Annotated in this window: 11 protein-coding genes; 7 read left to right on the top strand and 4 right to left on the bottom strand. The window is 60.5% G+C overall.

Annotated features, from left to right (window positions below):
- The first annotated feature begins 108 nt into the window (after positions 1 to 108).
- From ACTJJW_RS01425 to ACTJJW_RS01445, 5 genes are read left to right on the top strand one after another with little or no spacing between them, the layout of a single operon-like run.
- On the top strand, positions 109 to 3861 hold the full coding sequence (locus ACTJJW_RS01425) for a nitrate reductase subunit alpha (RefSeq protein ID WP_462642200.1): 3753 nt from the start codon (positions 109 to 111) through the stop codon (positions 3859 to 3861).
- Positions 3861 to 5528, top strand: a complete 1668-nt coding sequence (narH, locus tag ACTJJW_RS01430; protein WP_462642202.1) for a nitrate reductase subunit beta — start codon at positions 3861 to 3863, stop codon at positions 5526 to 5528. Before ACTJJW_RS01425 ends, narH begins: the two co-directional genes overlap by 1 nt.
- Positions 5525 to 6253 (top strand): nitrate reductase molybdenum cofactor assembly chaperone, encoded by a 729-nt coding sequence (gene narJ / locus ACTJJW_RS01435; RefSeq protein ID WP_462642203.1) that lies wholly within the window; start codon positions 5525 to 5527, stop codon positions 6251 to 6253. Before narH ends, narJ begins: the two co-directional genes overlap by 4 nt.
- Positions 6250 to 7029: a respiratory nitrate reductase subunit gamma gene (gene narI, locus ACTJJW_RS01440; RefSeq protein ID WP_462642205.1), complete on the top strand. Its 780-nt coding sequence runs from the start codon at positions 6250 to 6252 to the stop codon at positions 7027 to 7029. The genes narJ and narI overlap by 4 nt, the downstream gene beginning before the upstream one ends.
- 30 nt (positions 7030 to 7059) lie before the next feature.
- A complete protein-coding gene (locus tag ACTJJW_RS01445; RefSeq protein ID WP_462642206.1) occupies positions 7060 to 8373 on the top strand; it encodes an MFS transporter in 1314 nt (437 codons plus the stop codon).
- Between the two features lie 26 nt (positions 8374 to 8399).
- Here the strand turns inward: ACTJJW_RS01445 and ACTJJW_RS01450 are convergent, their stop codons facing one another.
- Genes ACTJJW_RS01450 through ACTJJW_RS01465 form a run of 4 tightly spaced genes read right to left on the bottom strand, consistent with a single transcriptional unit; the run spans position 8400 to position 11634 of the window.
- Positions 8400 to 9563 (bottom strand): ABC transporter ATP-binding protein, encoded by a 1164-nt coding sequence (locus ACTJJW_RS01450; RefSeq protein WP_462642207.1) that lies wholly within the window; start codon positions 9561 to 9563, stop codon positions 8400 to 8402.
- A gap of 3 nt (positions 9564 to 9566) precedes the next feature.
- Entirely contained in the window at positions 9567 to 10409 is an 843-nt protein-coding gene (locus ACTJJW_RS01455) for an ABC transporter permease (RefSeq protein WP_462642208.1), read from the bottom strand.
- The gene (gene modA, locus ACTJJW_RS01460) at positions 10406 to 11221 is read right to left on the bottom strand and encodes a molybdate ABC transporter substrate-binding protein (RefSeq protein ID WP_462642209.1); all 816 of its coding nucleotides are present in this window, start codon (positions 11219 to 11221) and stop codon (positions 10406 to 10408) included. The genes ACTJJW_RS01455 and modA overlap by 4 nt, the downstream gene beginning before the upstream one ends.
- The gene (locus tag ACTJJW_RS01465; protein ID WP_462642210.1) at positions 11221 to 11634 is read right to left on the bottom strand and encodes a TOBE domain-containing protein; all 414 of its coding nucleotides are present in this window, start codon (positions 11632 to 11634) and stop codon (positions 11221 to 11223) included. Before ACTJJW_RS01465 ends, modA begins: the two co-directional genes overlap by 1 nt.
- Positions 11635 to 11729: 95 nt before the next feature.
- On the opposite strand from ACTJJW_RS01465, the gene ACTJJW_RS01470 reads away from it, so the two are divergent.
- Together ACTJJW_RS01470 and moaC are read left to right on the top strand one after the other, a co-directional pair.
- Positions 11730 to 12986, top strand: coding sequence for a molybdopterin molybdotransferase MoeA (locus ACTJJW_RS01470; protein ID WP_462642212.1), 1257 nt, complete (start codon positions 11730 to 11732; stop codon positions 12984 to 12986).
- Complete coding sequence (gene moaC / locus ACTJJW_RS01475) at positions 12983 to 13462, top strand: cyclic pyranopterin monophosphate synthase MoaC (RefSeq protein ID WP_462642213.1); 480 nt, start codon at positions 12983 to 12985, stop codon at positions 13460 to 13462. The genes ACTJJW_RS01470 and moaC overlap by 4 nt, the downstream gene beginning before the upstream one ends.
- Positions 13463 to 13492: the final 30 nt, after the last annotated feature.

Genomic DNA, 13492 nt, shown 5'->3' on the forward strand with positions numbered 1-13492 from the left:
TGAATTGACCTTGCCATGGTTGGCAGATGCCGACAGTCTTCAGTTCAAGGCACATCCACCACCGCGATGTTCCCCAGCATGAACTCCCCAGCACGATCAGGAACTGCCGTGAATACTCGCAAAGACGCCACACCATCCAATGCCGGAACGGATGGCGTACTCTCCGACTCGCTGCTGAAGTTAGGAAAATTCCTACGCCCGGGAGAGGTCTCCGAAGATCTTCGATCAGTGTTCCTCAAGGGCGGCAGGGATGCCGACTCCTTCTACCGTGATCGCTGGACCCATGACAAAGAAGTCCGCTCAACGCATGGAGTGAACTGCACCGGATCGTGCTCGTGGAAGGTGTACGTCAAAGACGGCATCATCACGTGGGAAACCCAGCAGACCGACTACCCTCTGGTCGGCCCGGATTCGCCAGAGTACGAACCACGAGGTTGCCCGCGAGGCGCATCCTTTAGCTGGTACACCTACTCCCCGACACGCATCAAGTACCCGTACGTGCGTGGTGTTCTCCTTGAAGCATTCCGTGCGGCGAAGGCAAAGACCGGCGACCCGGTGCTGGCCTGGGCCGAGGTAACCGGCAACCCCAAGACCGCGAGAGCGTATAAGCAGGCGCGCGGTAAGGGTGGGCTTGTTCGAGCAAGCTGGGATGAAGCATCCGAGATCGTCGCCGCAGCACACGTGCACACCATCAAGACCTACGGGCCCGACCGCATCGCCGGTTTCTCACCGATTCCAGCCATGTCGATCGTTTCCCACGGCGTCGGTTCCCGTTTCGTCACCATGCTCGGTGGAACGATGCTCTCGTTCTACGACTGGTACGCCGATCTGCCGGTCGCTTCGCCCCAAGTCTTCGGCGACCAGACCGACGTGCCAGAATCCGCTGACTGGTGGAACTCCTCGTACCTCATGATGTGGGGCTCCAACGTTCCCGTGACCCGCACTCCGGACGCACACTTCATGGTCGAGGCCCGCTACCGGGGGCAGAAAGTCATTGTGGTCTCCCCTGACTACGCCGACAACACCAAGTTCGCCGACGAGTGGCTCGCGCCACACCCCGGCACCGACGGTGCGCTCGCAATCGCCATGGGACACGTGATCCTCACCGAGTTCCTCGTCGACCGTAAGACGCCCATGTTCGTCGACTACATGAAGAAGTTCAGCGACTCCAGCTACCTCATCGAGCTGACCAAGTCGGGCGACTCCTGGATACCCGGCAAGTTCCTCATGGCTGATGCCCTTCCCGGCAAGGCCGCCGAAGTTCCGAATGCAGCGTTCAAACCGGTACTCCTCGACCAGAAAGCCACACCGGTTGTGCCGAACGGTTCGATCGGTCACCGATTCTCTGAGAAAGATGAAGGGCTCTGGAACCTCGACCTCGGCGACGTGGATCCGCTACTTTCTATCGCCGACGCCCCCGGCTATGACAAGTCGTCGGTCCTCATCGACCTTCCTCGATTCGATCTTGCTCCCACCGATGGCGAGGAACACGCAGGCACCGCTGGCACCATGCGCCGCGGTGTTCCCATACGCACCGTCGCGGGTCGCACAGTAACCACCGTCTTCGACCTTTTGCTCGCCCAGTACGGTGTCGAACGGGAAGGGCTTCCCGGCGAATGGCCGACTGGCTATGACGACGCATCCGCGCCAGGAACCCCCGCGTGGCAAGAGGAGATCACTTCTGTTCCTGCGCAGGCCGCCGAGCGGATCGGCCGCGAATTTGCTCAGAACGCAGAGGATTCCGACGGTCGCTCGATGATCCTCATGGGTGCCGGAACCAACCACTGGTTCCACTCCGACACCATCTACCGCGCCTTCCTCGCGTTGACCACGATGACCGGCTGCCAGGGCAAAAATGGTGGCGGATGGGCCCACTACGTTGGCCAAGAGAAGGTTCGTCCGCTCACCGGATGGGCTCAGTACGCGTTCGGTCTCGACTGGGTGCGTCCTCCTCGGCAGATGATTGGCACCGCCTTCTGGTACCTCGCTACCGATCAGTGGCGTTACGACGGGCTGCCCGCTGACACTCTCTCCAGCGCTCAAGCAACGGGTCTTTTCGCCGGCCAGACCACCGCAGATTGTCTCGTCGAATCGGCGAAACGCGGGTGGATGCCCAGCTACCCCACGTTCAACCGAAACCCCCTCGACATCGTCGACGAGGCAGAGAAGGCCGGAGTCGAACCAGCACAATACGTTGTCGACGAGCTCACGAGCGGTGACATGCGCTACGCCTGCGAAGATCCGGATGCGCCCGAGAACTTTCCGCGCGTTCTCAACGTCTGGCGAGCCAACATCATCGGCTCTTCTGGCAAGGGCAACGAATACTTTCTCAAGCACCTGCTCGGCACAGACTCCGCTATTCGTGGTGACGAGTCAGAGCCTGAGCGCCGGCCGAAATCCATTGACTGGCATGACGAAGCGCCCATAGGAAAACTCGACCTGATGGTCACGAGTGACTTCCGCAACACGTCGACGACGCTGTTCAGCGACGTGGTGCTTCCCCCAGCCACCTGGTACGAAAAGCACGACCTGTCGACGACAGACATGCATCCGTTCATCCACACTTTCAATCCGGCAATCACCCCGCCGTGGCAGACGAAAACCGACTTCGATATCTTCCACCTGCTCGCGAAGAAGATTTCTGAACTCTCGGTAGAGCACTTGGGCGTTCGCAAAGACCTCGTCGCCTCTCCGCTGCTGCATGACACCCCTGATGCGATGTCCACCCCGCACGGCGTGGTGGTCGACAATCCGAAGCTGATCCCCGGCGTCACGATGCCCAAGCTCGCCGTTGTGGAACGCGACTACCCCGCCTTCGGCGCACGGATGGCTGCGCTTGGCCCACTCACCGCAAAACTGGGCATGGTCACGAAGGGTGTGAAGTTCAACCCTGACATCGAAGTCGAAGATCTCGGAAACCGCAACGGTCTCGTCGAAAGTGGGCCAACGAAGGGTCGACCGAAACTCGACACCGATGTGAAGGCAGCCGAAATGGTGCTCACCTTCTCGGGTACAACAAACGGCCGGCTGGGCACTCAAGGCTTCCGCCAACTGGAGAAGCACACGGGCCAGAAGCTTGCACACCTGGCTAGCGAAAAAGAGGGAACACGGTTCACCTTCAAGGATGTTGCCGGCAGCCCAGTGCCCGTTCTCACCTCCCCGGAATGGTCGGGCAGCGAACACGGCGGTCGACGGTACAGCGCGTTCGTGATCAACGTTGAACACCTCAAGCCGTGGCACACGCTCACCGGGCGACAGCACTTCTATCTCGACCATGACTGGATGTTGGAGCTCGGTGAAGCACTGCCGGTGTTCCGCCCGCCGCTAGACATGCATCGCCTCTTTAATGACTCGATCATCGGATCGACCTCGCCAACTGGCGCGCCAGGGTCGAAGGGCCGGGCGGAAGTCGCGGTGCGGTACCTCACCCCGCACTCGAAGTGGTCAATTCACTCCGAATACCAGGACAACCTCATGATGCTCACCCTCTCGCGAGGCGGGCCCACCATTTGGATGTCGCCGCAAGACGCCGACAAGATCGGGGTTCGCGACAACGAGTGGATTGAGTCGTACAACCGCAACGGGGTTGTCGTCGCCCGGGCCGTGGTTTCGCATCGGATGCCGGAAGGCACCGTGTACATGTACCACGCGAAGGATCGCACCATCAATGTCCCGGTGGCCGAAACTTCTGGCCAACGGGGCGGCACGAACAACTCGCTCACCCGAATACTGCTGAAACCAACCCACCTGATCGGCGGCTACGCCCAGTTGTCATTCGCCTTCAACTATCTCGGCCCAACCGGGAACCAGCGCGATGAGGTTACTGTGATCCGTCGCCGTAGCCAAGATGTGGAGTACTGATGCGTGTCATGGCCCAAATGTCGATGGTGATGAACCTCGACAAGTGCATCGGATGCCACACCTGCTCGGTAACGTGCAAGCAGGTATGGACGAACCGCGACGGTATGGAGTACGTCTGGTTCAACAATGTCGAGACGCGGCCGGGTATCGGTTACCCGCGCCAGTATGAAGACCAAGAGAAGTGGAAGGGCGGCTGGGTTCGCAACAAGCGAGGTCGCCTGAAGCTCAAGGCTGGCGGGCGCCTCACGAAACTCCTGGGCATCTTCTCCAACAACAACATGCCCACGATCGACGACTACTACGAGCCGTGGACCTACGACTACGACATGCTCACGCACGCGCCCCAGACGAAGAACGGCCCGGTCGCACGCCCGAAGTCTCTCCTCACTGGCAAGGACATGGACATCAAGTGGTCGGGAAACTGGGATGACAACCTCGGTGGCTCGCAAGAAACCGCGCAGGATGACCCGATCCTTGCCCACATGAGCGAGCACGTAACTATGGAGTTCGAGAAGACCTTCATGTTCTACCTGCCGCGTATCTGCGAGCATTGCCTGAACCCATCCTGTGTTTCTGCGTGCCCCTCCGGCGCGATGTACAAGCGCGAAGAAGACGGCATCGTGCTCGTCGACCAAGACGACTGCCGTGGTTGGCGGATGTGTGTTCCGGCATGCCCCTACAAGAAGGTCTACTTCAACCACAAGACGAACAAAGCGGAAAAGTGCACGCTGTGCTACCCGCTCATCGAGCAGGGCAAGCCCACCATCTGCTCTGAAACCTGCGTGGGAAGGCTTCGCTATCTCGGTCTCATGTTGTATGACGCAGACCGCGTTCTTGAGGCCGCATCCATCGAAGATGAGCACGAGCTTTTGGATGCGCAGCGTTCCGTCATGCTTGACCCGTTCGATCCGGCGATCATCGCTCAGGCGAAGAATGACGGCATCGCGGATGACTGGATTGAGGCCGCCCAGAACAGCCCTATCTACAAGCTCATCAGCGAGTACAAGGTGGCACTGCCGCTGCACCCGGAGTACCGCACCATGCCAATGGTCTGGTACATCCCGCCGCTGTCTCCCGTTGTCGACGTCGTCTCCAACAGCGGAAACGACGGCGAGGATGTTCGTAACCTGTTTGCAGCAATCGACAAGCTGCGCATCCCGATTGAGTACCTTGCAGGGCTTTTCACCGCCGGCGACACGGTTCCGGTGGAGTACTCGCTCAAAAAGCTCGCCGCTATGCGCTCGTACATGCGCGACATCAACCTCGGCAAGGAAGCGAACGAGAACATCGCCCACGCTGTTGGTATGACCGGTGAGGAGATGGAAGCGATGTATCGGCTTCTGGCAATCGCCAAATATGAGGACCGGTATGTTATTCCGAAAGCGCACGTCGAGTCTGCACGAGACCTGGATGACTTCGCGTGCTCTCTAGACACCGATGGTGGCCCCGGGATGGGCGGACCGAGCTCGACGGCAGATCTCACCGCTACGGCACGTATCCCTGGCACGCCGATCGACGCAACGGTGGAAAGCTTCAACGCTCTCAAGAACCTCACCGACCCGAGTGAGCCGTCGACGACCGGCCGCCTGAATCTCCTGAACTGGAACGGCAGTGGAGTCTCCAACGGAATGTTCCCGCCCGCAGCCGAGTCCGGGAGCCAAGCATGAGCCCCCTGACCAACGGGCTAACCATCCCCCGTCGCCGACGCAAGAAGCCACTAGCCAATTTGGCGACTTCTGCGCTTAGCGACGAACAACGCAGAACCATTCACATGGCGGCATCCATCCTTCTCGATTATCCCCAGCCAGACCGCCGGGCTCATTTTGGGTTGATAGCTTCGACCATCTCATCTCTGCCTGACGAAATCGCTGAGGAGTTCGACGCGTTTCTGACGAAGGTATCCGTGATGAATCAGCAGCAATTAGAGGCGCACTTCACGTCGATCTTCGATCAGAAACGCAAGTGCTGTCCCTATCTCACTTACTATTCGACCGGCGATACGCGTCGACGTGGGATGGCCCTCGTGGGCTTCATCGAGGCGTATCGGGCGGCCGGGTGGGAGGTCGAAGACGGTGAACTTCCTGACTACCTCCCCATGGTTCTGGAGTTCTCGGCCCGAAGCGACTCGCCCATCGCGGGCCAGCTTCTCGCTTCCTACCGTGAAGGAATCGAAGTTCTCCGCACCGCACTGGAGTCATTCGACAGTCCCTACGCGCATGTGGTTGCGGCAGTGTGTCGCTCATTCCCTGCCATCGATGACGAAACCCGTGAACGCTATTTGCGACTCGTCAACGAGGGCCCCCCAACTGAAATGGTTGGGGTCACCACATTCCTTGGCGCGCTTGAGCCCTACAGTCCCTCCGGCACCAGCAGTGAAGGAGTAAGGGCATGACTCCCATAGATGTACTGCTCTGGGTCGCGTTTCCCTATATTGCGGGAGCAAGCTTCATCGTCGGGCACATCCTGCGCTACCGGTATGACAAATTTGGTTGGACCTCGAGGTCAAGCCAAATATACGAGACAAGAATTCTGCGCTGGGGTTCGCCAATGTTTCACTACGGCATCCTTGGAGTCTTCGCGGGTCACGTCGTCGGGCTTCTCATCCCCAAAGAGTGGATGGAGTTTGTCGGCATAAGCGAGCAGGTCTACCATCTCGGAGCGACCTGGATTGGCACCGCTGTTGCGCTCATTACGATCGCCGGAATCGTGATCCTCCTCGTCCGCCGCACGACAGTCAAGCGGGTCGCGAGAGTCACCACAGTCATGGATGTCGTCATGTACGTTTTCCTGGCTGGTTCGTTGTTGCTGGGGACAGTCGCAGTCATCCAGTTCCAGGTGTTGGGAGCGGGCTACGACTACCGCGGAACAATCTCGCCATGGATTCGCAGCCTCATCCTGTTGCGGCCAGATGCCTCGCTCATGGTGGGCGTTCCGCTCGCTTTTCAGCTTCACGTGCTGGTCTCCACCGGGCTATTCCTGATCTGGCCGTATACCCGCCTCGTGCACATGCTGTCAGTACCGATTGGGTATTTGTTCCGGCCCTACGTCGTCTACCGTTCGCGCGACGAGCATCGCGGAGCCCGCGCCACTCGACGTGGCTGGGAACCCAGCACGCGTCCTGTCACGAAGAGCTCGGGCCGCAAATCAATAAACCGCTCTGACCGCTAGCTCCATCACTTCTTGCAGGAAAGGCTCACGATGACTTCAGCCGCAGGATCTGCCCTCAAACCGGACCTTTCGAACTGGAACCCCGAAGACGAATCCACCTGGGACAAGAAGCTCGCCTGGCGCACCCTGTGGGTAACGACCTACACGATGGTTCTTGCGTTCGCGACGTGGTATCTCGTTAGTGCGATCGCACCACGGCTGAACGACATCGGCTACGAGCTCACGAAGGAGCAACTGTATTGGCTCGTCGCAGTACCAGGGCTTGCGGGAGGTTCGCTTCGCCTTGTATTCATGTTTCTTCCACCAATTATGGGCACGCGAACACTCGTCGCCTTCAGTGGTGCACTCCTCGTGCTCCCGCTCTTCGGTTGGACAATCGCGGCGCACGATACCTCGACCCCCTATTGGGTACTGATCTCCCTGGCGCTCGCCGCTGGCGTCGGCGGAGGTAGCTTTTCTGGGCTCATGGCATCCACAAGTTATTTCTTCCCGAAACGGCTAGCTGGTACTGCGTTAGGCGTCCAGGCTGGCATCGGCAACGTCGGAATCGGCGTCATGCAACTGCTACTGCCCTGGGTTGTCGGATTCGGACTATTCGGCACTGCGGTACTCACCCCCCAAAGCGACTCCGAGGGCAAGTTGGTCTGGCTGCACAACGGCGGCATGGTTCTCGTACCGTGGGTTATTTTGGCGGTTGTTCTGGCCATCCTGGTACTGCGCCGGGTGCCGGTGAAGGCGAACTTTCGCCAGCAACTAGACATCTTCCGAGACAAGCACACCTGGATCATGACAGCGATCTACCTGATGTCCTTTGGCCTATTCAGCGGGCTGGCTGCGCAAACAGGCCTAATCATCCTGAACATCTACGGATCGTTTCCCGATGCCCCGAACCCGCTTGCCTGGGCGTGGATAGGTCCCATGCTCGGCGCGCTGGTGCGCGCGGCGGTCGGCCCACTGTGTGACCGTTGGGGCGGCGCGATTTTCACGTTCCTTGGTGGAGTCGGAATGACCCTCGGCGCGGTGGTGACGCTGTTCTTCCTCAGCCCTATTTCAGCATCAGAGTTCAGTGGGTTCTTCACCGGAATGCTGCTGATCTTCTTCTTCTCAGGCTTCGCCAACGCAGGAACGTTCAAACAGATGCCGATGATTTTCCCACCCCGGCAGGCTGGAGGAGCGATCGGTTGGACCGCATCTATCGGCGCATTCGGCCCCTTCCTGGTTGGTATCGCGTTGTCGGCCATGGCGCCGTTCTGGTTCTTCGTGATTTCCGCGGTCTGGTCTGCATTCTGCACCGCTTTGGCCTGGTGGTATTACGCGCGGCCGAACGCGGAAAAGCCCAGCTAGGTCACGAGTCTTCGACCATGACGGCATCAGAGCCTTCTCCGTGTGCCGAGTCGGCGTGGATACACGGTGACAAATGCTGGATCAATGGATGCCGTGACCACGTCACCAGGGGAGATGTTTTTTGCCAGCAACTCGGCCGGGGGCGCCTCGGCGACAACAGTGTCACCGCGCAGGGTTACGCGGATTCCCCTCGCTCCGGGCTCGAGGATTCCTACTGTTGCGTGCCATGAGTTTGGCGCCAGAGGCGCGGACGCCACAGGCCCGCGGGCTGCAGATTCTTGCCGCGCCCCACGCACGGTGACAGCAGACGGCGGGAACGCGACAGAAACCTCAGAACCCACCGCGGGAAGTTCGCCATCGGAGACAAAACTGCGGCCATCGGGCATCCGCACCAGTTCAGGCGTTTCTACAATTCCCTCAACCAAATTGAGACCGACAAGAGTCGCAGCGAACAGGTTCGCCGGTTGGCCAAGTACCCGCCCCACGTCACCAACATCGACGATTCGCCCACGCTCCAGAATGGCGACGCGGTCGGCCAACACCATCGCATCAACCACATCGTGGGTGACCACAATCGTGGCCGGTGGCGTGGCATTGTTTCGTTTGCCAACTGCGGTGACCCGATCGGCGAGGCACTCACGCAACAGGGTGCGCACGAGAGAGGCGTTCTGCACATCGAGTGCCGCCATCGGCTCATCGAACAGCAGAACGTCGGGTTCGGTGGCCAGCACTCGGGCAATGGCGATGCGCTGCTGCTGCCCTCCGGAAAGTTCAGCGGGTCTGCGGTCGGCAAACGAACTCAGACCGACCGCATCAATCCATCCTGCGGCACGGACCCGGGCTTCTGCGACCTGCATGCCGTGTGCTCGCAGCCCAAAGGCGACGTTCTCGAGTGCGTTGAGGTGCGGAAACAGCAGAGGATCCTGGCCAAGGAGCCCAATCCGTCGACGGTGGGCAGGAACCACGTGCACTCGACCGCTTGGCGAGTCCGGCACCTGAGTGAGAACCCTGCCGCCCACAGTAATGGTGCCGCCGTCGAGCACCAGCAGACCAGCGATCGCGGCGAGCATGGTCGATTTACCAGACCCGTTCGGTCCGAGCAGTGCGAGTGTCTCCCCGGCCGCGACCGTGACCCTCGCCTCGAGAGTGAATGGGCCCCGGCCCAGCAGGAGTTCAGCATCCAGAGTCATGGGTCAGAGCTCGGGTTCGGTGCGCCAACTGCGCAGCAAAAGAAGGATGATGATGCCGACCACCACAAGTAGCAGCGACAACGCGATAGCTGAATCTTGGCTCACACCGGCACCGTTGAATGCGGTGTAGATCGCGAGCGGCATGGTGCGGGTGATGCCCGCAGCATTGCCGGCGAACAACGCTGTGGCTCCAAATTCGCCGAGCGCGCGGGCGAAGCAGAGCACGGTTCCCGCAATGACGCCCGGCATGATGAGCGGAAGCGTGACCCGACGAAACACAGTCCATCTGCCAGCACCGAGCGTTGCCGCGACCGACTCAAAACGAGTCCCTGCTGTGCGAAGCGCTCCTTCGACCGAGATGACTAAGAATGGCAGCGCAACGAAGGCCTGTGCGATCACGACCGCGGCCGTAGTGAACGGAATCCGGATGCCGAACGCGAGTTCGAGCACGCTGCCGACCAGTCCGTTTCGCCCAAGCAGGTAGAGCAGGGCGATGCCCCCGACAAGTGGTGGCATCACCAAGGGAAGCGTCGTGAGTGCCCTGAGGAGACCGGACAGTCGACTGCCGGATCTGGCGATCACGAGCGCGAGTGGCACCCCGACGATGATGCACAGCACTGTTGCGGAGAGTGCTGTCTGCAGCGAAAGGCGGAGCGCAGACAACGCCTCCTCAGAAACGATCGCGGCGGGAACCCTCGGCCAGTCGGCGCGCAAAAATAGTCCGATAATCGGCAGGATCAGCAGCGCGAAACCAATGGCGGCTGGCAGGTAGAGCAGCCGGGGGATTCCGGTGCCGCCGGCCACGGAGGCGCGCGTGGTCACGGAGCTGCTCTTGGCCACACTCATGGTCTCGAGAACCCGTAGGTGGCGAGAATGCTCTGGCCTCGCTCAGAAAGCACAAAGCTCACGAACGCCTCGCCAATAGCCAGCTGTGTCGATGCCCTCAGGGTTGCTATCGGGTAGGTGTTGCGCGCCGGGCCTGCGCCCGCAATGGTCACGCCATCTACCGCACCCGCAGCATCCAGAACATCGGTGACGTAGACGAGTCCGGCATCCACTTCACCCAGCTGCACCTTAGTGAGAACGGCTTTCACGTTCTGTTCTTCGGTCACCGGCGTCAGCACAATGCTCTCACTGTCGAGGAGTGTGTGGGATGCCGCACCACACGGCACTGCTGGCGCACAGAGTGCAAGCTGCACGCCTGGCTTCGTGAGATCTGTCAGCGTGGTGATGCCGAGCGGGTTGCCCGGTTGCACAGCAATCTGCAACATGTTGCTCGCGAACAGCGTTGGCGATCCATCTATCTCGTCGCTGACCTTCTGCATGGTGGCGTCGTCCGCTGAAGCGAAGACATCTGCCGGTGCGCCTTCACTGATCTGGGTTGCGAGAGTCGATGATCCATCGAAGGAAATTGGGGCAACCGTCACGCCAGGGTTTTCGGCGCTGAAAGCGTCAGCCAGCTCCGTAAACGAGGCAGAGAGAGAAGCGGCAGCAAAGATGGTGAGCTCACCCTGAAGTGCGCCAGTCGAGACTCCGGACGATGGTGCAGATTGCACCGGTGTGCAGCCCGCGAGCGCCAGAGTGGCCGCGAGAGACAGAGCCGCGACGGTGGTTGCCGCGCGGAGCGTGCTTCGACGTTGCCGAGCGCGGTATTTCACTAGGCGTTGTCTTTCGGTGACTCGACGACAACCATGGTTGCCTTAACAACGGCGACGGCGAGTGACCCGATTTCGAGGCCCAAGTCGCGCACAGCTTCGGTGGACATGAGCGAAACAATCCGGTGAGGGCCGCACTGAAGTTCGACCTGCGACATGACAGTGTCGCTGAGGATGCCGGTGACTAACCCCACCATGCGGTTGCGAGCGCTACTGGCAATTTCGGGAGCGCCATGCACTTGCTTCGACTGCCGAGCTCGCTCTTGAGCACGGTGGGCCAGATCTGCGCCGTCCATAACTTGCCGACCGGCGTCGTCTAGAGAGATCGGCAGTCCGTCGGAAGCGATCCAGCGTCGCACGGTGTCGTCACTGACCCCAAGAAGCCCAGCAGCCTCACTAATCCGATATTGCGCCATGATTGGGAGTTTATCACCGCAAATACGGATGATAGCGGGATTTTTCCCCGACTATTCGAGCGCGAATCAGAATGGCCTTTCGCTAGGGTGAGAGCATGGCCCACGACGCATCAGCAATTCCCCCGCCGATAAGTATTGAGCAGCACCTCAGCAGTGTTCTGGCTAGCGTCACCTCACTGCCCATCGTCACTATTCCGATTGCGCAGGCGTTGCAGCTCACCCTCGCAGAAGACGTGCACGCCGCGGTAAATGTTCCCGGTTTCGACAATTCCGCTATGGACGGTTATGCGCTCCACCGGGCGGATGCCGTATCCGCAACTGCGGAGACACCGGTGACGCTCAGCGTTGTGGCCGATCTTCCCGCGGGCTCGCCAGAGAACCCTCGGCTGCGGCCCGGTGAGGCGGCCCGGATCATGACTGGGGCCGCGGTACCGGAAGACGCAGACTGCATCGTGCCGATTGAAGACACCGATGAAGGCATCGAAACGGTGCTCATTTTTCGCGCCCCGAACCCCGCTGCTCACATTCGCAGAACGGGCACTGACGTGCGCGCGGGGGATGCGGTGCTGACTGCGGGTCGCGTTCTCGGCGCCCGTGATCTGGCTGCTGCGGCAGCAGCCGGATCCAGCACACTGTCGGTTCATCCGGCGCCGCGCGTAGGCGTGCTCTCGACCGGCACCGAACTGCGTGCGCCCGGTGAGCCTCTGGAACGTGGCCAAATTCACGACTCGAACTCGCTGCTGCTGGCAGCGATGATTACCGAGTGTGGTGGTGTCCCCCTTCAGCTTGGTTCTGTTCCCGACGACGACAACGCTCTGCGCGAGATCCTTGAGAAACATGCTCACGAAGTGGATGCATTTGTCACCTCGGGCGGGGTGAGTGTCGGCGCGTATGACGTCGTGAAGGCCGTGCTCGCACCGCTCAATGTCTGGTTCGGACCGGTGCGAATGCAGCCGGGCAAGCCACAGGGCTTCGGCCGCTTCCCCGTCGCTGGCGGGAGCGGCCCCGTAATTTTTGCTTTGCCCGGCAACCCGGTGAGTGTATTTGTGTCATTCGAGGCCTTCGTTCGCCCAGCACTGCTCACAATGGCGGGGAAATCGCAGGTTTCTCGACCAACACTGACCGCCACCACCACGGCGGGATGGCGCAGCCCTCTAGGTCGCGCCCAATACATGCCCGTCATCGTTGAGTCTGATGGCGACGGTGCAGCATCCGTGCGCCCCGCAAGTGCTGGTGGTGCTGGTTCATACCTCGTTGCGAGTCTGGCAAACGCGAACGCATTAGCGTTCGTGCCAGAAGAGATCACCGATGTGCTCGAAGGTGACGTGCTGACTGTCACACTGGTGTCATGAGCGATCAGCCCTTCACCCACCTTAATTCTGCCGGCCAAGCCCGAATGGTGGATGTTACTGCCAAGACACCGACAGTGCGAGAGGCGACCGCGGCCGGTTTTGTGCGTTGCTCAGCCGTCATCATCGACGCACTTCGTTCGGGCAATGCTCCAAAGGGTGACGTGCTGGCGGTTGCGCGAATCGCCGGGATTCAGGCGGCAAAGCGCACCGCCGAACTATTGCCACTCGCCCACATCATCGGAGTGCATGGGGCAAGCGTCGACCTTGAGGTGACGGATGACGGGGTTGCCGTAACCGCAACCGTGCGCACTGCAGACCGAACCGGTGTGGAGATGGAAGCGATGACGGCCGTGTCAGTGGCGGCTCTTGCGATCGTCGACATGGTGAAGGGCATGGACAAAACTGTGCAGATTGAGAACGTGCGCCTGCTCGCGAAATCTGGTGGCCGCTCTGGCGACTGGCGCCGCCCCGAGTAACGCACTGGCGATCACGGCACGGTGATCTCT

This window comes from Rhodoglobus galactosidasius, from assembly GCF_054957775.1.